Origin of the sequence: Natrinema thermotolerans (genome assembly GCF_031165565.1) — an archaeon.
Taxonomy (GTDB): Archaea; Halobacteriota; Halobacteria; order Halobacteriales; family Natrialbaceae; genus Natrinema; species Natrinema thermotolerans.
In genome coordinates this window covers 2,494,028-2,515,034 of sequence record NZ_CP101873.1, presented here as the reverse complement: position 1 = coordinate 2,515,034, position 21,007 = coordinate 2,494,028, and the positions used below count along the sequence as shown (strand labels likewise).

General features: G+C 68.9%; 22 protein-coding genes. 8 read left to right on the top strand and 14 right to left on the bottom strand.

Annotated elements, in window-relative coordinates; translation table 11 throughout:
• Positions 1-10 precede the first annotated feature (10 nt).
• The 4 genes from NP511_RS12940 to NP511_RS12925 all read right to left on the bottom strand — a co-directional run bounded on the left by NP511_RS12940 (position 11) and on the right by NP511_RS12925 (position 3,696).
• Entirely contained in the window at positions 11-646 is a 636-nt protein-coding gene (locus tag NP511_RS12940) for an HAD family hydrolase (protein ID WP_049965822.1), read from the bottom strand.
• A 147-nt stretch (positions 647-793) separates the two neighbouring features.
• Positions 794-1,777: an ABC transporter substrate-binding protein gene (locus NP511_RS12935; protein ID WP_049965821.1), complete on the bottom strand. Its 984-nt coding sequence runs from the start codon at positions 1,775-1,777 to the stop codon at positions 794-796.
• Positions 1,774-2,793 (bottom strand): ABC transporter substrate-binding protein, encoded by a 1,020-nt coding sequence (locus NP511_RS12930; RefSeq protein ID WP_049965820.1) that lies wholly within the window; start codon positions 2,791-2,793, stop codon positions 1,774-1,776. The genes NP511_RS12935 and NP511_RS12930 overlap by 4 nt, the downstream gene beginning before the upstream one ends.
• A gap of 9 nt (positions 2,794-2,802) precedes the next feature.
• Positions 2,803-3,696 carry an ABC transporter substrate-binding protein gene (locus NP511_RS12925; protein ID WP_049965819.1) on the bottom strand — a complete coding sequence of 298 codons (894 nt, stop codon included), beginning with the start codon at positions 3,694-3,696 and terminating at the stop codon, positions 2,803-2,805.
• 83 nt (positions 3,697-3,779) lie between these two features.
• Between NP511_RS12925 and NP511_RS12920 the strand changes: the two genes are divergently transcribed.
• Positions 3,780-4,151, top strand: a complete 372-nt coding sequence (locus tag NP511_RS12920; RefSeq protein WP_049965816.1) for a cupin domain-containing protein — start codon at positions 3,780-3,782, stop codon at positions 4,149-4,151.
• 1 nt (position 4,152) lies between these two features.
• Entirely contained in the window at positions 4,153-4,581 is a 429-nt protein-coding gene (locus NP511_RS12915; protein WP_049965814.1) for a VOC family protein, read from the top strand.
• A 61-nt stretch (positions 4,582-4,642) separates the two neighbouring features.
• Here the strand turns inward: NP511_RS12915 and NP511_RS12910 are convergent, their stop codons facing one another.
• The 4 genes from NP511_RS12910 to NP511_RS12895 form a co-directional block, all read right to left on the bottom strand.
• The gene (locus NP511_RS12910) at positions 4,643-5,197 is read right to left on the bottom strand and encodes an HTH domain-containing protein (protein ID WP_233274341.1); all 555 of its coding nucleotides are present in this window, start codon (positions 5,195-5,197) and stop codon (positions 4,643-4,645) included.
• Positions 5,198-5,491: 294 nt separating this feature from the next.
• Entirely contained in the window at positions 5,492-5,884 is a 393-nt protein-coding gene (gene lwrS, locus NP511_RS12905; protein WP_049965811.1) for an LWR-salt protein, read from the bottom strand.
• A gap of 7 nt (positions 5,885-5,891) precedes the next feature.
• The gene (locus NP511_RS12900; protein WP_006647841.1) at positions 5,892-6,173 is read right to left on the bottom strand and encodes a 4a-hydroxytetrahydrobiopterin dehydratase; all 282 of its coding nucleotides are present in this window, start codon (positions 6,171-6,173) and stop codon (positions 5,892-5,894) included.
• Between the two features lie 71 nt (positions 6,174-6,244).
• Entirely contained in the window at positions 6,245-6,904 is a 660-nt protein-coding gene (locus tag NP511_RS12895) for a helix-turn-helix domain-containing protein (protein WP_049965810.1), read from the bottom strand.
• Between the two features lie 167 nt (positions 6,905-7,071).
• Between NP511_RS12895 and NP511_RS12890 the strand changes: the two genes are divergently transcribed.
• Together NP511_RS12890 and NP511_RS12885 are read left to right on the top strand one after the other, a co-directional pair.
• The gene (locus NP511_RS12890; RefSeq protein ID WP_049965809.1) at positions 7,072-7,485 is read left to right on the top strand and encodes a hypothetical protein; all 414 of its coding nucleotides are present in this window, start codon (positions 7,072-7,074) and stop codon (positions 7,483-7,485) included.
• 78 nt (positions 7,486-7,563) lie between these two features.
• Positions 7,564-8,925 (top strand): TIGR00341 family protein, encoded by a 1,362-nt coding sequence (locus NP511_RS12885; protein ID WP_049965808.1) that lies wholly within the window; start codon positions 7,564-7,566, stop codon positions 8,923-8,925.
• A gap of 54 nt (positions 8,926-8,979) precedes the next feature.
• On the opposite strand, the gene NP511_RS12880 is transcribed toward NP511_RS12885, so the two are convergent.
• A complete protein-coding gene (locus tag NP511_RS12880; protein WP_049965807.1) occupies positions 8,980-10,416 on the bottom strand; it encodes an MATE family efflux transporter in 1,437 nt (478 codons plus the stop codon).
• A gap of 88 nt (positions 10,417-10,504) precedes the next feature.
• Positions 10,505-11,596, bottom strand: coding sequence for a geranylgeranyl reductase family protein (locus NP511_RS12875; RefSeq protein WP_049965806.1), 1,092 nt, complete (start codon positions 11,594-11,596; stop codon positions 10,505-10,507).
• Between the two features lie 241 nt (positions 11,597-11,837).
• Between NP511_RS12875 and NP511_RS12870 the strand changes: the two genes are divergently transcribed.
• The 3 genes from NP511_RS12870 to NP511_RS12860 all read left to right on the top strand — a co-directional run bounded on the left by NP511_RS12870 (position 11,838) and on the right by NP511_RS12860 (position 15,721).
• On the top strand, positions 11,838-13,847 hold the full coding sequence (locus NP511_RS12870) for an SLC13 family permease (RefSeq protein WP_049966886.1): 2,010 nt from the start codon (positions 11,838-11,840) through the stop codon (positions 13,845-13,847).
• A gap of 66 nt (positions 13,848-13,913) precedes the next feature.
• Complete coding sequence (locus NP511_RS12865) at positions 13,914-14,738, top strand: cyclase family protein (RefSeq protein WP_049965805.1); 825 nt, start codon at positions 13,914-13,916, stop codon at positions 14,736-14,738.
• Positions 14,735-15,721 carry a fumarylacetoacetate hydrolase family protein gene (locus NP511_RS12860; RefSeq protein ID WP_049965804.1) on the top strand — a complete coding sequence of 329 codons (987 nt, stop codon included), beginning with the start codon at positions 14,735-14,737 and terminating at the stop codon, positions 15,719-15,721. Before NP511_RS12865 ends, NP511_RS12860 begins: the two co-directional genes overlap by 4 nt.
• Positions 15,722-15,737: 16 nt before the next feature.
• Here NP511_RS12860 and NP511_RS12855 read toward each other — a convergent pair whose 3' ends face one another.
• Together NP511_RS12855 and NP511_RS12850 are read right to left on the bottom strand one after the other, a co-directional pair.
• Complete coding sequence (locus tag NP511_RS12855) at positions 15,738-16,100, bottom strand: hypothetical protein (RefSeq protein ID WP_049965803.1); 363 nt, start codon at positions 16,098-16,100, stop codon at positions 15,738-15,740.
• Positions 16,101-16,143: 43 nt separating this feature from the next.
• On the bottom strand, positions 16,144-18,732 hold the full coding sequence (locus NP511_RS12850) for an efflux RND transporter permease subunit (RefSeq protein WP_049965802.1): 2,589 nt from the start codon (positions 18,730-18,732) through the stop codon (positions 16,144-16,146).
• A gap of 110 nt (positions 18,733-18,842) precedes the next feature.
• Here NP511_RS12850 and NP511_RS12845 point away from each other — a divergent pair, with 110 nt between their 5' ends.
• Positions 18,843-20,234 carry a cryptochrome/photolyase family protein gene (locus NP511_RS12845; protein WP_049965801.1) on the top strand — a complete coding sequence of 464 codons (1,392 nt, stop codon included), beginning with the start codon at positions 18,843-18,845 and terminating at the stop codon, positions 20,232-20,234.
• Position 20,235: 1 nt separating this feature from the next.
• Here the strand turns inward: NP511_RS12845 and NP511_RS12840 are convergent, their stop codons facing one another.
• Both NP511_RS12840 and spt4 read right to left on the bottom strand, forming a co-directional pair.
• The gene (locus NP511_RS12840; RefSeq protein ID WP_049965800.1) at positions 20,236-20,805 is read right to left on the bottom strand and encodes a GTP-dependent dephospho-CoA kinase family protein; all 570 of its coding nucleotides are present in this window, start codon (positions 20,803-20,805) and stop codon (positions 20,236-20,238) included.
• A 3-nt stretch (positions 20,806-20,808) separates the two neighbouring features.
• Positions 20,809-21,006: a transcription elongation factor subunit Spt4 gene (spt4, locus tag NP511_RS12835; protein WP_006180733.1), complete on the bottom strand. Its 198-nt coding sequence runs from the start codon at positions 21,004-21,006 to the stop codon at positions 20,809-20,811.
• Position 21,007: the final 1 nt, after the last annotated feature.

Below are 21,007 nucleotides of genomic sequence, written 5' to 3'. Positions count from 1 at the left end.
ACGAGGCCGGTCAGTACAGTTCGTCGAAGGACGTGACCCGGTGGTCCCCGAGAACGCAGCGGCCCCGTTGCTCGTGGCCGACGCGCTCGACGTGGATGGCGTCGAGGCCGGCGTTCCAGGCCGCACCCACGTCACAGGCCCCATCGCCCGCGAGGACGCCGCGATGGCCGTTGTGGCCGACGCCGAGGTCGTTCATCACCCGCTCGACGGGCCCCGGATCCGGCTTCCAGCCCGTCTCCTCGGTACAGCACAGTCGCGCGTCGAACCAGTCGTGGATATCGAGGTGATCCAGGACGGGTTCGGTGAGAAACTCCTGGCAGTGCGTGACCAGCCCGACCGGAACCTCGAGATCGGCGACGACGGCGGCGTCCTCGTGGAGGTAGGTCCGTTCGGCCCGCTCGATCGGATCCTCCTCCGCGTGGAAGGCCGTCCAGAACGCGTCGGGATCGACCCCCCACGCCTCGAGTTGGCGGTCCCGGGAGCCGGTCAGGCCGTTCCAGATGATCTCTGCCTGCCGATCGGAAAACTCGCGACCGAGCCGGTCGCCGACCCGGTCGAAGACCCCCCGCGTGTAGGACCACTCGACGTCGACGAGGGTCCCGTCGAGATCGAGCAACCAGAAGTCGTAGTCGTGGTCGAGGGTCATTCGGACACAAATGTAGCGGCTACCGGAGTAAATGCCTGTCGCCCGAACGCGGGTCCGGCCCGGTCTCGGACGGTCTCCTGTCCGTCATCGCCGGGAGGACCGCGACCGCCCTGCGGTCCCACCGGGAAATCGGTACGACAAACCGTCTCAGTCGGCCGTCGGCCGGATCCGGGCGGCGTACTCTGCCACCAGCTGCTCGTCGGTCGGTCGGAACTCGTCGGTCCAGGCGGCGTCGGGGTCGATCTCGCCCTCGAGCAGCGCCGTCTCGGACAGCGTCTCGCCGAGGCGATCCCAGCGGTCGGGGTCCTGTGCCCCCCAGCCGTGGTCGCGGACGTACGGCGTGAACTGCAGCCGGTTGGCGGCAGTCTCGAATTTCAACCGCTCGATCGCTCGATTGCGCTCGAGGGTGGCGTTCCGGTCGACGAGGACGTCGATCGCCCGCTCGGGGTCGCGGGTCGCGTCGGCCCAGCCGCGGGCGGTCGCCCGGAGGAACGATCGGAGCCGCCCGGGGTGGTCGGCCGCGAACTCGGGGCTCGTGACCAGCGTCATCCCGTAGATGTCGAGGAACTCGCCGATCGGCAGTTCGTCCGGCGTTCGGTCGTGTTCGCGCCCGATCTCGATTCCGTTCGTGACGACGCCGACCGCCGCGTCGACGGTCCCGTCGATGACCTTGTGCTGGACGCGGTGGTGGGTGTGGGGATCGACCGCGAGCAGGTCGACCTCGTCGCGGATCCCCGCGTCCTCGAGCAGTTGGGCGGTGAGGATCCGGGTCTTCGTCGCGGAGGGCGCGACGGTCCGCCCGGCCAGCTGTTCGGGCTCGGAGAGTGGCTCGCCGAAGACGTCGCGCAAGGTGTAGACGGCCGCGGGCGTCTTCTGGGTCACCGCGGCGATCGCCCGCGGCTCGAACCCCTCGCTCCGTTTCGCCAGCACGGCGCTGGCCCCGGCCAGCGCGATATCGGCGCCGCCCTGGGCCGCGCGTTCGGCCGCGTACGGCGAGCCGTGGCCCTCGACGAACTCGACCGCGAGGCCCTCGGCCTCGTAGTGGCCCGCCTCACGGGCGAGGAAATACGGTGCTTGGAAGCCGTTGGGCTCCCAGTTGAGTTGGAAGGCGAGCGGAGCGGGTCCGCTCATGTCTTCACCTCGAGGTCGAGCCGGAACAGCCCGTCGGGGAGTTCCGCGACGCCGAGGGCGTCCGCGCCGGCGACTCCTTTCAGTCGGTCGAACAGCCGTTCCATCCCGTCGACGGTGCCCTCGTCCCAGTCGCGGACGACCATCTCGCGCCACCGGTCCCGTACGGCACGGACGACGGCGGGATCGTCCTCGTACATGAGCCGCTCGCCGATCTCGTCCCAGAGGTCGTCGTCGCGTTGCAACCGGTCGACCGCGTCGCGATACGCGCCTTGGAACCCACGAACTGCATCGGGGTGAGCCGCGAGGTAGTCCTCGCTCGTCAGGAACGTCGAGACGGGAATCGGTCGATCCTCACCGCCGGCATCGGCGTCCGCGAGCCGGTCGACCACCCGCGACATCGGGAGGACCTCGCGATACGGCCCGGTTTCGACGATTTCGGGAATTATCTGCCAGAACTGGAGGACGCCGTCGACCTCGCCGTCCTCGAGCAGCCGAGTGAGTTCGACTTTCGAGCCGGCCTCGACCGGGGTGGCCGTCTCGTCGGGATCGAAGCCGTGGAACTCGCGGCAGGCCGCCCGCACGAGGATCCAGTTCTTGTCGAGGCGTCTGACGACGCCGATCCGGTGGCCCGAGAGGGTCTCGAGCCCGTCGATCGGGGAATCCTCGGGGACGACGAGGCCGCCGACCGTCTGGCCGTAGGGGTAGAAGGCGACGATCGGCGCGCCCGCGGCGCGCTCCCGCGCCGTCGAGACGTAGTCGATGTCGATCAGGTCGGCGTCGCCCTCCTGGAGTTTCGCCTCGACGGTCTCGCGGCCCTCGTCCAGTTCGTCCGAGACCAGTTGCAGGTCGAGGTGGAAGCCGTGGTCGTGATCGATGCCGAACCGCGTGATCGTATAGAGCATGTACCGCGGGCTCCCGTTGTGTTCGAATCGGGCCCGCAGAACGGGTCGGTCGCCGGGGTCGCCCTGATACTCGTCGATCGCCGCCTGTTGGGTACTGATGTCGATGTCGGTCATGGCTGGAACTCACAGCGACGCGACGATGTCGTCGATCGCCGCCTCGTCGTCGATCAGGCCGCGCGCTCGCATCCACTCGAGGTGGCCGTCGAGTTCGTCGGGATCGACCGGGTCGGGTACTTCGTAGCGTGGGACGGTGAGATCCTCGCGAACCGCGTCCATGTCCACGTCGTCGAACAGTGCGGGCGCGACCGCGGCGTCGGCCGCGAGCATCTCGAGGTAGGTCTCGCGGTAGGCCTCTGGGCGTGCGTTGACGTCCTCGACCGCGCGGCCGTAGGCCCGAAGGAACGCCTCGAGGACGTCCCGATCGATGCTCTCGTCGCCGACGATTCCCATGTGGTTGTCGTACTCGAGCAGCCGCTGGAAGCCGAGGTGGTCGGCGAGGGTGGTGTGCGGGTCGATGAGCGTCACGGCGTCGACCCGTCCCTCGTAAAGCGCCTGTAGCCGGTCGGTCGGCATTCCGCAGCCGACGAGGTCGATCTCGTCGGGCTCGAGGTGGTCCTCGAGGGCCTTCCGTGCGGTGTACTCTTGCCCCGTTCGCAGGTTGACGCCGACCGGGACGTTCGCGAGGTCGGCCGGGGACTCGATATCGGAGTCGGGACGGGTCACGACGGTGTAGGGAAGGTTCGCGAACGTTCCGTTGGCGACGATTCGGCCGTCGTCCATCTCCCACGTCCGGCGGATGCTCTCCCACTTACAGATGGGGTAGAGATCCACGTCGTACGCCCCGGTCAGCGTTTCCTCGGCGGGGATGTACTTGACGGAGACGTCGCGCCGGTCCCGTTCGACCAGTTCGACGGCGAGCCCTTCCTCGCGGAAGTACCCCTCCTCGGCCGCTACCTTCTGGGGTAGCATGAACGAGAACGGGAGGTGGAACAGCCGAACCGATTGCTGTGCTAACATGGGACACCCCACACCGAAGAGGTGCTTAAAGGGTTTTCATGATACGTTTATCAGTGTCGGCGTGGGGAGTGAGCCGTGTTCCCATGGAACGAGTATCGACGACCGACGCGGCGTTCGAGGAGGTCGCCGACGGAGTGTCGCTGGCCGACCTCCCGGCGGGCGAGCGGGCGAGCATGGTCTACTGGCGGATCGAGCCCGGGGCGACGCTGCCCTCGCACACGCACGCGAACGAACAGATCGGGTTCGTCCTCGAGGGGGAACTCGTCGCCGTCGTCGAGGGCGAGGAGTACCCGCTCCGGACCGGCGACGCGTACATGTTCCACCCCCACGAGCGCCACGGCGCGGAGAACCGAAGCGACGAGGCGGCCGTCGGCATCGGGGTCCTCGCGCCGCCCCGAGAGGAACCGGAGTGGCGACGAACCCCGTCGCGATCGCGGGTCGAACCGGAGTCCTAGCATGGACGCCGTCGATCACGTCAACGTCGACGTCGACGCGCTCGAGCCCTGCTACGAGTTCTACCGGGAGACGCTCGGTCTGGAGGTAGTCAGACCGCCCGACGACTTTCAGGGCGATCACGCGATGTTCCGGGCCGGCGAGACGGTCGTCACGCTGGCCGAAACCGGCCGCGCCGAGAACTGGGACCGGACGGGCCTCGATCACCCCCTCGACAAGGCCCACCTGGCGTTCGAGACCGACCGCACGGACTACGACGCGTTGCTGGACCGGCTCGAGGGCCAGTTCCCGAACCAAGGGCCCTACGACTGGGGCGAGTTCGAGGGGTTCTACTTCCTCGATCCCGACGGGAACCTGCTCGAGGTCGTCACCTACGAACCGCCCGCTGGCGAGCGAACGCGACCGCTGTTGACCCACGACGACGTGACGTAGTCCCGAGTCGGCGGGCACGGAAGGCGCGAGCGTGACGATCGGCTGTCGGCCCGGTCGCCGGCTATCCCTGAAGCGCCGCCGGTCCGTCGATCCGGGACGCGCACGCCGGTTCGTCGAACGCCCGCGTTTCGACGGCGGTGAGCCACTCGTCGACGGTGTAGGTCCGCTCGTCGCCGGTGTAGGAGAGTTCCGTACACGGGAGGACGGCCCGCAGCGTCTCGCCGTCGCCCGCGTCCTCGTAGAGCGCCAGCGCCACCAGCGGGACGCGGACCCGTTCGTGCGAGTCGACGTCGACGCCGAACGGCGATCGCGGGACCGTTCGGCGGCGAAACCCCGGCTCGAGGCAGTAGTCGTGTCGGTCCGCCCAGCGTTCGAACTCGGCGACGAGTTCGTCGCGGGTCCGCATCGGTCCCGTCGCGTGCTGGGACGGCCACTGGTCGATTCGCAACTCGTCGACGTAGCCCCGGTCGCGAAGCGTCCGAAGCCGCTCGGTGACCGCAGCGATCCGTTCGGAGACGGCGGCCGGGACGCTCGAGCGGACGTAACAGTCGACCCCGATCGCCCCGCCCGTATCGGGGTCGGCGATCAGTGACACGGCTGGCTCACGGTCGGACATCGTCACCTCCGGTCGGTCCGACGGCTGCTGCGCCGATGCGTCCTTCGACGGCGAAAACGTCCGCCGGCCCGAGCGTTCGTCCGGGGCCTGTCCAGCCGCCGCGGACGGAACGCACGACACGTCGCGCCCCTCGTGAGCCGCGTCTCTCCCGAACCGCCGATCGGTGTTCGCTCGCGATCATCACCAACAGCGGCCACAAGCGAGTATATAAAGGTAGGCGAAGGTTGTTACCAACACCCATTATCTGCGGCTCCCGAGACCCCGTTCCCGTGACACGATCGTCACCACCGACCGTCAGTCGCCATCGGTCACGCGGATGCTCGAGCCCAGATACTTCGAGAGCGCGTCGTCGACGTCGTCGGCCTTGAACGCCTCGAGATCGGCCGCGATCGCTTCCGTTAGCGCGTCGAGGTACGCCTCGTCGGTCTGGAGTTCGCGGAAATTGACGGCGTCGACGGTCCGTTCGGGAACACCCAGCCACTCCGCGGCGAGCCGGCGGGCGTAGTCGTCGTCGCCGACCGCGCCGCGCCAGAGCGTGTTTCGGAAGAAGAGCCACCCCTCCGTGCCCGGTTCCGGCGCGTCCCGGTAGAGCGTCACCGTCGTCTCGGCGCTGTCGGGCTCGAGCGAGACGACCGCCCGAGCGGGCTCTATGTGGACTCGAACGCGGAAGACGTAGCGGGCATCCACGGTCGGTTCAGTCCCCGCGTTCGGCCTCGATCAGTTCCGCCATCTCGATGTCGTCCTCGGTGATGCCGCCTTCCTCGTGGGAGGTCAATCGGATCTCGAGTTCGGCGTAGCGGATGATGATTTCGGGGTGGTGGAACTGGGCCTCGGCGATCTCGCCGACCATCTGGGCGAAGTTGACCCCGCGGAGGTAGTCGTCGAACTCGTAGATCCGAACGATCTCGTCCCCCTCGCGGTCCCAGCCGTCGGGGAGTTCCGCTTCGATCTCGTCGTCGGAAAGCAGATCAGCCATGTGGAGCCGAACGCAAGCCAGTCAAATAACGATTGTGCCGCGTTCGTACCTGAGGGCGGCGGGGTCGGCGGTCAATCGAACCGCGACCCCTCGCCGGCCGGCTGGAGTTCGGCGTCGACCAGCGTCTCGTAGGCCCGGCGGAACCGCTCGGAGAGCGCCTGATGCGAGATCCCCAGCTCGTCGGCCAGCTCCTCCATCGAGACCCCGCGCGGGATCTCGAAGTAGCCGTACTCGAGTGCGGCTTCCAAGGCCTCCTGTTGTTCGGGCGTGAGTCGCGTCGCGTGGCCGCCGGTATCGGTCACGTCGGTCACGCGCCGGAGTTCGACGTTGATCCCGCGGTCGAGCAGCCGCTCGTAGGCGGCACAGAGCGTCTCGCGGTCCCGGTAGCGGACCGTCACCTGCCACCAGCCGTCGCTGGCCCGGGCCTCGAGCAGGGAGCCGCCATCCACTAGCAGATCCTCCCAGAGGCGGGTCGTCCCCGCGTCGTCGGCGAAGGTCACGTCGTACAGCAGCCGGGCGTCGGTTTCGACGAGCAGTTCGGCGGCCTCGACCGACGGGTCCGCGTCGAAGGCGGCGTCGGCCGTCTCCCGGTCCACGTCGGCCACCCACAGTGAGGGCCGGGTCTTCGATACCGAGGACTCGAGTTCGAACGTGGCCGCCGGCGCGCGCTCGAAGGCGGTGGCAAGCGCCGTCTCCGCGGCCGGCAGCCGAAGGTCGGCTATCGTCGACATCGGGCGTCGTACACCGCCAGTGCGTAAAAACCGCTGTCGCGACGAACCTGACTGTCGCGCTGGCTGATACCGCCGTTTCCGTCGCGGACGAATCCCCTCGCGGCGGCTCTCGAGAGCCGGAACTGGCCGGCCGAGTTCTCAAGGCCGGCCGCCGCCGACGACCGCCCATGACCGCCGATCTCGACGCCGAGACCGACTTCGCGGAACTGGCCGCCCGCGTCCGCACTCAGTCCCAGCGAGCGCCCGGCTCCGGCACCGATCGCGTGACGATCCGCTCGCTCGAGGCCGTCCGCGCCGACGCGCTCGAGACCCTGCTCGAAGCCGCCGAGAGCGAACACCTCGAGCCGGGGGCGCTCGTGGTCGTCTGCTCGCGGGCCAACACCGACCTGTGCGTCGACCGCGAGTCCGGGATCGACGACGTCGGCGACCTCGAGTCGGCCCTGGGCTGTGGCGTACGGGTCGAGAGCGAGATGCCCGACGACACGATCCTCGTGGTCCATCCCGACGCCGTCGACGGTACGGACCTGCTCGAGCCCGAAGCGATCGCCTGCGGAATCGTCGGGACCGACGACGCGGACTGACTCGACGACACCGGCGACTGACGGAGACCCGTCCACTGCCGACCGGAGGACTATCCGCGACTCCGGTGTGGCCCCCGTATGCGCTATCTCGAGATCACGGTCCCCGAGGGGAAGCGGCGGGCCGTTCTCGACGTCCTCGAGGACGAGGGATTCGACTACGTCGTCAGCGACGAGACCAGCGGTCGCGGGGAGGCGGCGGTCGTCCGGTTTCCGGTCCCGACTCAGGCCGTCGAACCGCTGCTCGATCGGCTCGAGCGGACCGGGATCGGCGACGAGGCAAGCGTCGTCGTCATCAACGCCGAAACGGTCGTCTCCGAGGAATTCGCGACGCTGCGCGAACGGTACAGCCGCGGCGGCCAGACGGGCTCGCGCACCTCGCGGCAGGTGCTGCGAACGAAGGCCGACGAACTCACGCCGCCCTTCGCGATCTACACCGTCATGCTGTTGATCAGCGCGGTCGTCGCCACGTCGGGGCTGCTCGCCGATTCGCCGGCGGTCGTGATCGGTGCGATGGTCATCGCGCCGCTTTTGGGACCCGCGCTGGCCGCAAACGTCGGTATCGTGACCGGCGACGACCGACTCCAACGGGCCGGCTTCTCCTATCAGCTCGTCGGCGTGGCGATGGTCATCGCCGCCTCGGTCGGCCTCGCGACGCTGGCTCGGCTGGCCGGCCTCGAGCCCGCGGGGGTCGACATCGTCGCCGCGACCGAACTCGAGGAACGGGTCGCGCCGAACCTGTTCTCGCTGGCGGTCGCGCTGGGCGCGGGAATCGCCGGCATCCTGAGTCTCACGCGGGGTTTTTCGGAGGCCATCGTCGGCGTGATGATCGCGGCGGCGCTGATCCCCCCGTCGGCCGCGGTCGGAATCACGGTCGCCTGGGGGATGTCCGGCGCGGCGATCGGGGCCGCCGGCCTCGTGATCGTCAACCTCCTGTCGATCAATCTCGCCGCGCTGGCGACGCTGTGGATCGCCGGCTACCGCCCGCAGGGCCCCTTCGACGTGTCGCCGACCCGGACGCCGACCTACGCCTACGCGGCGGTCTTCGGGGTCGGGCTGTTGGTGCTCGCCGCGCCGCTGGCCGGCGTCACGCTGCTCGACTTCCACACGACGGAACTCGAGTCCGCCGCCGAGGACGAGGTCGACGCCGTCCTCGCACAGCCCCGCTATGACGGGCTCGAGAGCGACGACGTCGCGGTCGAACTCGACGGCGACTATCCGATCCAGTCGGTCGACCGGGTCGTCGTCACGGTCTCCGAGCGCGAACCCGGTCCGGAATCGGGGCTCGCCGACCGGCTCTACGAGGCGATCAGACCCCACAGCGACGGGCCGCTGGTCGTCGAAGTCCAGTACGTGGTCGCCGAGGAACGGGGCGGAAACGCCACCGCGGAAGCGACGATCGAACGCGGCCGGCGAACGGCGGCCGCCGAGAGCCGTCCGTGAGTCCGCGGCCGGGGAGGTGTCGGGGCGGTCGATTGGCGAGTCGTCGCCGACCGTTCAGCCGGGTTCGGAAGACGGCCGGTACCGCCGGCTCACTGCCTTCCAGCGCCCGCTGTGGAACAGCCAGTAGTTGATCCCGCCCGGGACGGCCGTCTCGAGGAAGAGCGCGAGATAGAGCCCGCCGACGGCGAGGGGCGTGACGAGTCCGAGCGCGGCCGCGGGAAGCGCGAAGGCGTACCGACCGAGCAGCGACGCGACGAACGGCCAACGGGTGTCGCCGGCACCGAGCAAGGCCCCGGCGGCCGCTCCGTCGAGCCCGTAGCCGACCGAACTGACCGCGCCGACGGCGACGAAGACCGCGGCCTGGGTAACCGCTGCGGGGTCGCTCACGAACAGCCCCGCGATCGGCCGCGCGAAGACCACGACCAGCGCCCCCGCGACGGCGTAGATCACCGTCGAGAGCCGGATGATCGCCGCGCCGTAGGCCCCCGCTTCCGCCTCCTCGCCCGCGCCGAGGTGCTGGCCGACCAGCGAACTCGCGGCCAGCGACAGCCCCCAGTTGACGCTGTTGATCAGGGCCCGCACCCGGCGGCCGACCTCGAGCGCCGTCACGACCACCGGGCCGAAGGAGGCGGCGATCCACAGCAGCGGGAAGACGACCGCCCCCTGCGCGAGTCGGCGGCCGATCTCCGGCAGGGAAATCTCGATCAGTTGGCGCAACAGCGTCGGCTCGAGCCACGGCCCCGACCGGGTGATCGGGACGGGGCTAGGTTCCATCCCGAGTCGGCCGTAGGAGCGGCCGAGCATCCCCCACGCGAGGACGACCGTCACGAACCCGCTGGCGAGGGTGGTTCCGATGGCCGCACCCGCGGCACCGAGGCCGAAGCCGAAGATCAGCAGCCCGCTGAGGACGACGTTGAGGACCGCGCCGCCCGCGCGGGCGACCATCTCGGTGAACGTGTCGCCGACGCCGGTGTAGGTGCGGCTGGCGATCAGGTTGAGCATTTCGAAGATCACCGCCGGCGCGACGTAGACCAGATAGGTCCGCCCGTGAACGAGCGCGTCCGATCCGGAGCCGAGCAGGGCGATGAGGGGGCCGGGAACCGCGACGAAGAGGGTCGCGATCGGCACCGCCAGCGCGGTGGCGAAGACGACGCTCTGGTTGACGGCCACCGACGCGCGGTCGGTCGCCTCGCCGCCGTAGTTCTGCGAGACGAGCGTAACGGTCCCGCCCGCGACCCCCAGTCCCAGCAGCGTCACGATCTGCCAGTACCCGAGCGCGAAGGCCAGCCCCGCCGTGCCGGCCGTCCCGACGGCGGCCCCGACCATCGCGAGGTCGGCCGTCTGCTTGGACATGATCGCGAAGCCGGTGACGATCCGGGGCCAGGCCAGTTCCATCGTCGGGCGAAACCGCTCCCCGTCGATGATGCCGGCCCGCTCGAGCGCTCCGGCGACGAACGCGAGCGCGGTCGCCCGCCACTGCTGGCCCGTCATCGCTCCCCCGTTGCGTGACCGACGCCTTCGGTCTGTCGGCTCCGGCACTCGAGGCGGCCTTTCCTCCCGCGTGGAGCCCGCGAAGCGCCTACCCGCGCAGCCGCGAGAGCATCGCTTTCAGGTGGGTCGGCGAGACGAGCGAGGTCGGCCGGTCCATGTGGACACCGATATCGCCCGACAGCGCGCCCAGTCCCAGCCGCTGGACGGGTTCGGGCAGCGAGTAGGCGCGCCGGATCCAGTGACCGAGTCGCTGTTCGCGCGCTAAGTCGTCGCGCCAGGCGCGCTCGTAGGCCGCGAGCGTGGTCGGCCGGTCGGGATCGATCTCGCGGGCGGCGTGATCGGCGCTGGTCATGCTATAGAGGATGCCGCCGCCGGTGAAGGGCTTGGTCTGGGCGGCCGCGTCCCCGATGAGGAAGGCCCGTCGGGACGTCACGCGGTCGGGCGGCCCGACCGGGATCGCGCCCGAACAGCGATGGGAGACGTCGATCTCGTAGCCGTCGATCAGCTCCTCGAAGTGCTTGGTGACCTGCACGCCCGGCGGGGCCGCCAGCCCGTACTCGACGCCGGCCTCGCCGCGGGGGATCCGCCACGCGAAAAAGGTCGGCGGCGTGAGATGGACATCGACGAAGTCCTGGTGATCGTCCTCCTCCGAAAAGGCGAGGACGCCGTGGAGGAACTCGTCGGGCTGTGGGAGGCCGAGTTCGTCCCGCACCCGCGAGCGCGGCCCGTCACAGCCCGCGACCATCTTCGCCTCGACCTCGAGGCGGCCGTCGGGGCCGCTGGCGACGATCTCGACCCGGTCGTGACGTTCGGTGACGCCGGTGACGGTGTGGTTCTCGCGGACGTCCGCACCCGCCTCGCGGGCCAGTTCGGCGAGGTGGCGGTCGAGTCCGACGCGGTCGATGACGTTCGACGCGACCGCGTCCTTGTAGAACGGATAGGCGTCGCTGCCGGGTCCGCCGACGTGAAAGCGAGCGCCGTAGATCTCGTTCTGAAAGAGGTCCTCGCGGGCCCCCTCGCCGGTGAACTCCCAGATGTCCGTACTCACGTGGCCCGAACAGGCGAGCGGCTCGCCGATCGTCCCTTTCTCGAGGGCGAGGACGTCGTAGCCCGCCTCGGCGGCCCGGCGAGCGAAGCGCGCCCCCGGCGGGCCGACGCCGACGACGACGAAATCGTACATGCTCGGGACGTTCACGCCGGACGGTAAATAGGTTCTCGAGATTCGCTCGCTGCTGTCGGACACGTTCGAAACGTCCCGGCCGTCGACCGACGCCGACGATGGTCGGGACCGGCGACTGACAGTCGATAAACGGATACAGTTTTGTGAGTTGTCCGATCTCACACAATATGAACGCGACGCGAGCGCCGACTCCGACCGAGAGACAGGCGATGGCCCGGGGCGAACGCGAGCTGATCGCACCGTGATCCCCGCGGAACTCTCGACCGGCGCGCTGGTCGTCTTCGGCCTCATCGCCGTCGCGCTCGTCCTGTTCGTGACCGAGGCGATCCCCACCGACGTGACCGCGATCGGGATCATCGTCTCGCTGGCGGCCCTCGAGCCGGTGACCGGCGTCGGTCCCCGAGCGGCCATCTCCGGGTTCGCCAACACCGCGACGGTGACGATCGTCGCCATGTACATGCTCAGTGCGGCGATTCAGGGAACGGGCGTGGTCCAACGTCTCGGCGTCTACCTCGCAACGATCACGAACGGCAGCGAGAAGCGGGCGCTGTTGGCGACGATCTGTACGACCGGGCCGCTCGCGGGCTTTATCAACAACACGCCGATCGTGGCGATCTTCGTCCCGATGATCACCGACCTCGCGGAGAAGACCGGGATCTCCCCGTCGAAGCTCCTGCTGCCGCTGTCGTACGCGGCGATTCTGGGCGGCACGCTGACGCTGATCGGGACGTCGACGAACCTGCTGGCCAGCGAGTTCGCCGTCGAACTGCTCGGCCGCGAGCCGATCGGCATGTTCGAGTTCTCCGCGCTCGGCGTCGTGATTCTACTGGTCGGGCTCGCATACCTCGCGACCGTCGGTCGGTGGCTGACGCCCGCGCGGATCCCGGTCGACGCCGACCTCGTCGAGGAGTTCGAACTCGAGGACCACCTCGCGACGGTTCGAGTGCGGGCCGATTCGGCACCGGTCGGTCGGACGGTCGACGACCTCGAGGCGCGCGCGGACGCGGATGTCCGCGTTCTCCAGCTCCGCCGGGCGGGCGACGGGAGTGACGGCGAAACCGCGTCGGCGGACCGTGTCCTCGAGTACGACGGTGAGCGGGAGGCGACCCTCGAGGCGGGGCCCGAGGCGTCGCCCCCCGGCCAGCGCTCCGGCGACAGCCGGACGCGACTCGAGGCAGACGCGGCGTCGATCCCCGCCGATGGCGAGTCGTTCGTCGCGGCCGCGACCGACGAGCGGATCCGCGAGGGAGACCTGCTCACGGTCCATGGGAGCCTGCAAGCGATCAACCGGTTCGTCGAGGCCCAGCGGGTACACCAGCTGGCCCGGGAGTCGGTGACCGAGGAGACGTTCGAGGAGGCCCCGAGCGAGGACGTCCTCGTGAAGGCCGTCGTTCCCGAGTCGTCGGCGTTCGCCGGCGAGCGCCTCGGCGAGACGGCCCTCCGGGAGTTCTTCGGGACGACCGTGCTGGCGATCCGCCGGGGCGGCGACCTCCTCCGAACGGACCTCGCGGCCGTCCGACTCGCCCCCGGCGACCTCCTCCTGGTCCAGACCTCCGACGACGCGATCGACCACTTCGCCGCATCGAACGACCTGCTGGTCGTCGACGACGACGTCGTCGATCGGCTGGCCGACGCGGACCTCGACGAAGTCGCGCCGCTGTCGCCGAAGACGCCGATCGCGGTCGGAATCATGGCCGGCGTCGTCGGGGCGGCCGCGCTGGGGCTGGTCTCGATCGTGATCGCGGCCTTCGCCGGCGTCTTTCTGATGGTCGTCAGCGGCTGTCTCTCGATCGACGACGCCTACGACGCCGTCTCGTGGAACGTCGTCTTCCTGCTGGCAGGAGTCATTCCGCTGGGCATCGCCCTCGAGGCCACCGGCGGCTCGGCAGTCATCGCGACCGGGTTGGTATCGGCGGCCACCTACCTGCCGCTCGTGGCGGTGCTGTTGCTGTTTACCGTCGTCACTGGACTGCTGGCGAACGTCATCACGCCCGTCGCGACGGTCGTGTTGATGATCCCGATCGCGGTCGACGCGGCGACGAGCCTCGGCGCTGCGCCGTTCTCGTTTCTTCTCGCGGTGCTGTTCGCCTCCGCGACTTCCTTCATGACGCCCGTCGGCTACCAGACGAACCTGATGGTCTACGGGCCCGGCGGCTACGAGTTCACCGACTTCCTGCGCGTCGGCGGCCCCCTCCAGTTGCTGCTGGCGATCGTCACGACCGTCGGTATCACGGTCGTCTGGGGGCTCTGACCACCGGCGGTCGCGGCGAGTCACTTTTGAGTCACTTTCAAATGGGTGCCCACAGTCGTGGCTACCATGAGAGAACTGTTGACAGGCGACAAGGCAGAGTTGATAGACCTCAGTATCGGCCTCGAGGACGGCGTCGCGAGCGAACCCACCCCACCGGAGATCGACGCCTTCGGCCACGAAGCGGGCGCGAAACGCCTCGCCGAGACCCTACAGGAACAGGGCTACGACGTCGATCCAGCGGACTTCCCCGAGGGGATGGGACTGGCGTGGGAGGACCTCGCGGTCATCCCCCACGCCGGCACCCACCTCGACGCGCCGTGGCACTACGGCCCGGAGGTCGACGGCGAGCCCGCGAAGACGATCGAGGAGATCCCGCTCGAGTGGTGCCGTGGGAACGCGGTCGTCCTCGACTTCCGATCGATGGATCCCGGCGAGGAGATCGGGGTCGCGGACCTCGAGGCCGCCCTCGACGACCTGGATCACGACCTCTCGCCCGGCGAGATCGTCCTGATACAGACCGGGGCCGACGAGCTGTGGGGCCAGCCGGAGTACCTGACCGAATTCCCCGGAATGAGCGCCGAGGGGACCAAGTATCTCGTCGAGCGAGGGATCAAGGTGATTGGGACGGACGCCTACGGCTTCGACAAACCGTTCGCGGCGATGGGCGAGCGCTACGTCGAGTCGGGCGACGAGGATGAACTGTGGCCGGCCCATTTCGCCGGCCGCGAGGTCGAGTACTGCCAGATCGAGAAGATGGCCAACCTCGATCAACTGCCGCGCAAGACCGACATCCCCCTTGTCGCGTTCCCCATCAAAATCGAAGACGCGAGCGCGGGCTGGGTGCGACCGGTCGCCCTTATCGGGGACGAGACGGGAGGTGAGAGCGCATGAAACTCGCAACGTTCGAAGTCGATACCCCGGTCGGTCCGATCGAGCGCATCGGTGCCGTCGACGAGTCCGGCGACACCGCGGCCGGCGACGCGACGCTCGTCGATCTGACGGCGGCCTACGGGGCCGTCCTCGAGGCCGAGGGCGAACCGGCACCCGCGGAGTTGGCCCACGCACACGTCCCGCCGGAGATGATCGCCTTCCTCGGGCGAGGCGACCGGGCGATCGCGGACGCGCGAGAGGCCCTCGAGTACGCGGCCGAGACCGACGCCGAGCGCGGTCCCGGCGGCGCGACGCTCCGGTACCAGCCCGGCGAGTACCGGCTGCTACCACCGCTACCACGTCCCAACTCGCTGCGCGATTGCATGGCCATCGAGGAACACGTTCAGAACAGCATGGACGGCGAGATCGCCGACGTCTGGTACGAGTTGCCGGTCTACTACAAGGGCAACGCCGACAGCGTCGTCGCGCCCGGCGAGACGATCCAGTGGCCCGACTACTCACAGATCATGGACTACGAACTCGAGATCGCGGCTGTGATCGGGAAACGCGGCCGGAACATCTCGGCTGCCGACGCCGAGGACCACATCGCCGGCTATACCGTCTTCAACGACTTCAGCGCCCGCGACATCCAGGGCGAGGAGATGGAGGGGCGGCTCGGCCCCGCGAAGGGCAAGGACTTCGCGAACGGGCTGGGCCCCTACTTCGTCCCGCGCGAGGATATCGACGTCCTCGAGGCCCCGATGACCGCCCGGATCGACGGCGAGGTCTGGTCGACGGGCACCGTCGACGAGATGTACCACTCCTTCGCCGAGATCATCGAACACGTCTCCCAGTCCGAGACGCTCCACCCCGGCGACGTCATCGGCAGCGGCACCGTCGGCGAGGGCTGTGGCCTCGAGCTGGGCCGGTGGCTCGAGGACGGCGACACCGTCGAACTCGAGGTCGAGGGGATCGGCACCCTCGAGCACACGGTCGTCAGGTAGCCCGCCGCTCGCGGCGTTACCGGGCGTCGCGCTCGCTCCCGACCGCGGCGGCGCTCGAAGCGAGCAGAAAACCGACGACGCCGAGATAGGCGACGAAGAGCTGGAGGCTCACGTCGGCCGTCGTGAGCTGTCGGCTGACGGCGACGGGACCGATACTGAGACCGAACAGCCCGATCGCGTAGCCGAATCGATCGACCGACCGATCGAACGGAGGATACTCGCGGGTTAACAGTCGGCGATACTCCACGGTGAAGTATCCCAGTCCGGTATAAAGCGTGACGACGGCGAGGACCAGAAACCAGTTCGACCCGAACGCGACGCGGAGACTGCCGCCGGCGACCAGTCCGATGCCGAACCCGGCAGGGAGTGCCCTGTTCACGGCCCGTATTGTTGTTCGTCTGATAAAAACGTGTCCGTCGCCGTCAGTCGTCGCCGGCGCTGGCCGCCGACGGTTCCGCACCCGCTGCGACGCCGGTCACGTCGGCGTAGCGCGCCCACAGCGCGAGCATGCTCGGGAGGACCAACACGCTCACCAGGAACGAGGTAACGAGCGCGAGGACGACCAGCAGGCCGAGGCTCTGGAGTTGCGGATGCGGGTGCAGGAGTAGCGCCAGAAACGCCGCCGAAGAGGTGAGCGTGCTCCCGAGCAAGGCGCCACCGGTCCCGACGACGGCCGCCTCGAGCGCGTCGTAGACGCCGCCGTGTCGTCCGATTTCCTGTGCGAAGCGATCGCTGAGATGGATGTTGTAGTCGATCCCCAGCCCGATGACCAGACTCATCAGGAGCGCGGTCAGCAGGGTCAGCGGTATCTCGAGCAGGTACATGCTCCCGATGACGAGGCCGGCGACCAGCGCGATCGAGACGACGGTCACGGCCCCCAGCGTCGCGCTGCCCTCGCTCAGCCGGTAGATCCCGACGAGTGCGATTCCGATCACGCCGAGCGCGAGGAGCAACACGTAGAGGACGCCCTCGGTGACCTCGCCCAGTTCGGCCTGCGTGACGGCCGCCGGGCCGGCCGCGGTTGCGGTCAGGTCCCCGTCGCCGTCCTCGATCGCCGCGGCCACCGCCTGCATGTCGTCGGCGCGCTCGTCGTAGGTGTCGCCCCGGTCGACGGTGACGAGCATCCGAAGCGACCGGTACTCCCCGGTATCGGTCCGTTCGATCACCTGCCCCGCCTCCGCGGGGGCGACCTCGAAGAGGTGATCGTAGACCGACTCGAGGTCCCGGTCCGGGACCCCGTCGTCGTCCGCGTCGGCCGACTCGACCGTCGCGGCGAAGGAGTCGTTTGCCGCGGCGGTCGCTTCGATGACCGACAACGGCGAGCGGACCGACTCGATCCCCTGCTGGTCGAAGGCGACGCCGGTTTCGCGGGCGGTATCGCCCCCCTCGACGACCCGTTGCAAGGTCCCGTCGGCGGTCACGTCCCCCTCGATGAGGACGGCAGAGCGGCCGACGCTGTCGTCGCTGGAGCGGTACTGATCGGTCACGTACAGCTGATGCTCGACGAACTCGGACTCCTCCCAGGCCATCGGTCCCGGCAGCTCGGTCTTCCAGTCGGCGACCGACTCGGTCCGCTGCTGGAAGCTCTCCTGCTCGAGTGCGGGCCAGGCCACCGCGCCGGCAGACCCCGCAACGAGCGCGACGACGATGACGACCGGGGCCGCCCGTTTCGCGAGGGTGACGCTGCCGCCGAGGACGCGGCCCAGATAGCTACCGTAGCCGAGCGGTTGCTTGTGCCGATCGACGCCGACCCGCTCGAGGAGACCGTCGATACTGATCTTCAACGCGGGAACGAGCGTCACGAAGATGAAAAACGCCGAGACGACCCCGAGCGTGATCCCGATGGCCATATCGCGGATCGATGTCACGGGGTTGACGACGTTCGAGAGGAAGCCGATCGCGGTCGTCACGGTGACCAGTGCAAGCGCGACGGCGACCGAGCGGACCGACCGCGTCATCGGCGGGCGGATCCCCTCGTCGCTCCCCCGCTGTTCCCGGTACCGCATGAAGACGTGGAACCCGAAGTCGATGCTGAGCCCGGCGATCATCACCGGCCCGATGATCATCGTCATCCCGGCCGAGATCCCGAGCCAGCCCAGGATGCCGAACATCCATAGGATGGAGACGACGACGCCGATCATCCCGACGACGACGTCGACGAGGTCGCGGTAGGTGAACGCGAGGATCCCGAGGATCAACGCCAGCGCGACCGGCAGGATCAGGGTCGTCGTGTTCGACGCCATCCGCTGGTTGAGATCGGCGACCGCGTGTTCGCCGAGGGTGAAGTAGTTCGGCTCGTCGCGATCGTCGGCCGCCTCGTAGAGGGCCCGCTGTGCGTCGCTTGGCACTCCCGACGAGCCGTCCGCCCCGTCGGTCTCGAACCGGAAGACCATCCGGTGGCTCTCGGCGGTCGTACTTCCGGGGTCGTAGCGCTGTGGCAGCAAGGAGAGCGCGCCCGACTCGGGCGTCAGCGACTCCGAAAGCAGCGCCGCGTACTCGTCGTCGGTCGACTCGAGGGCGGCGATCTGTTCCGCGCGGGTCGCGTTGGGGTCATCGGCGGCCCGCGCCCCGACAACGTTTGCGACACCGGTGACCCCGCCATCGTCGGCGAGCGCCGCCGACACCGAATCGTTCTCGAGGACCGTTTGCTGGTACTCGAGGGAGTCGATCAGCGCCGCCGACACCGAATCGTTCTCGAGGACCGTTTGCTGGTACTCGAGGGAGTCGATCAGCGCCGCCTTCGAGAGGGCGTTGCCGTCCTCGTGGCGGACGTAGACCGGCGCGGCGGAGACGTTCGATTCGTCGCCCGGATCGCCGTAGTTCTCGGCGATGTAGTCGGCCTTCTGTGCGGCCGTCGTCTCGCCGACGTCGCCGCTGCCGGCCTGATTGGACGTATCGAGGTTCCCGATCCCGGCGACCGCGCCGGCGGTCAACAGTAGCAATACGACGATCACGATCCGGTTGTGGGTCGTGATCGCGTCGATGCACCTGTCGAGTGCATCACGTACCATCTCGTTTCCCACTCTACGAGGGTATCATATAAACCGAGAATCACGGTTTCCGGCTCTGAAGTTCGGCCACCACGCGGAGGACATTACACCCTCGAGTCGCTAGCACCACCATGCTCCTGTACTGGCACCGGCGCGATCGACGGACGGCCGACGATCGGGGACTGGCCGCCGCGGTCGACGCCGCGGACGGGCCCGTCCTCCCCGTCTACGTGTTCGATCCCGCAGTCACCGACCGACTCGGGGCGCGCAAACGCGCGTTCGTCGATCGGACCGTCCGGGCGCTCCGGGAGCGGTACCGCGACCTCGAGAGCGATCTCCTCGTACGCTCGGGAGCGGCTCCCGACGTCCTCGCCGACCTCTGCGACGAGTACGGTGTCGACCGCGTCGTCACGACGGAGTGCTACGATCCCGTTCGGCGGGACCGGACGGCCGCCGTCGACGCCGCGCTCGGGGTCCCCCTCGAGACCCACGTAGATACGGTCTTGGTCGACCCGCGAACGCTCGAGCCGTCGTATCCGACCCACAGCCAGTTTCACGCGGACTGGCGAGAGCGGCCGAAGCCGTCGCCGGCGTCCGAACCCGCTCCGGACGCGCTCGCCGAGATTACCGCCGACGAGCCGATCCCGATCGCGAACAGTGATATCGATCTCCCCGAGGCGGGGACCGAAGCCGCCCGCGAGCGCCTCGCGTCATTCCGCGACGCCGGACTGCGGCGCTACGCCGACACCCGGGACGATCTCGCGGCCGCGGTCGAGCGCCCGCTCGAGGCCGTCTCGCGGCTCTCGCCGTATCTGGCCGCCAGTGCGATCGGAATCCGCGAGGTCTGGGAAACCGTCACGGACGTCCGGGACGCCGTCGACGGCGACGAGCGGCGCAACGTCGACAAGTACGCGTTCGAACTCACGTGGCGAGAACTGTACTACCACCTGCTCGCCCACACCCCCGATCTGGCGACGGTAAACTACAAGCAGTTCCCGAACGAGATCGCGTGGCGAACGGACGACGCCGACTTCCGCGCCTGGCAACGCGGCGAGACGGGGTATCCACTCGTCGACGCCGGAATGCGCCAGCTCGAGCGGGACGGGTACATCCACAACCGGCCGCGACAGGTCGTCGCGAGCTTCCTGACGAAACACCTCCTGCTCGACTGGCGACGCGGCGCGGCCCACTTCCGGGAGCGGCTGGTCGATCACGATCCCGCGGTCAACCCCGGGAACTGGCAGTGGGTCGCCTCGACGGGGACCGACTCGGTCGACGTTCGGATCTTCGATCCCGTCGCACAGGCCGCCAAGTACGACGACACCGGGGCGTTCGTCCGCGAGTACGTCCCCGAACTGACCGACGTGCCCGCCGAGGCGATCGTCGAGTGGCCGACGCTGCCGGCCGACCGCCGGGCGGCACTTGCGCCCGACTATCCGGCCCCGATCGTCGACAGAACGGACGCGTACGAGCGGGCCCAGCGGGTCTTCGAGCGGGCGCTCGGAAAACGAAACGACGGGTAACTCAGCCCTCGAGCAACTCCCAGAACCGTTCGGTGTCGCCCTCGAAGCGCTCGAGTAACTCGCGCATCTCCGCGCGGTGGTCGTCGGTGACGGTCACGTGGACCATCCCCTCGTCGGGCTGGCCGTAGACGACGCTTGCGCCCTCGGGCGCGGCGACGATCGCCGGCAGCGCGACGAGGTCCTCCTCGCCGTCGACCAGAATCGTGGTCGGGTCGTCGGTCGAGAGCGCGCGCCGGAGCGCCCGGACGACCGGCACGCCCAGTTCGGCGGGGGGGTTTCGGACCTCGATACTCGCGCCCTCGGTGACCGCCTCGCGGATTTCGGCGTCGACCTCGGTGCGTTTGGTCCGGCCGTCGACGAGGGCCACGTCGGGCCGGCGGCCCGCCTGCAGGAGGTGATAGGTGACGACGTCGCCGACGGCGATCAGGGGGCCGTCGACGCCCTCGAGGAGCCGGTCGGCGTCGGTCTCGATCGGGCCCATCGGCTCTTTGAGTTCGTGGCGCAAGGCGTCGGGCAGGACCAGCAACTGGTCGTCGTCGGCGAACGCGTCGTCTGTGTCGTCGCGAGTCACGCGTCAGCGAACCTTCAGGGCGTACGCGCCCGGTTCGGTGATCTGCATCTCCGTCGCGATCTCGCTGTCCTCGGGGTGGGCGATGATGACGTAGCCCGCCCAGTCCTCGGTCAGCGAGGAGGAGTTGCAGGCGTCACACGTCTCGTTGTCGGGTTCGTTGACCCGGTGACACTCGCGACAGACGAGCCGATCGGATGCCATG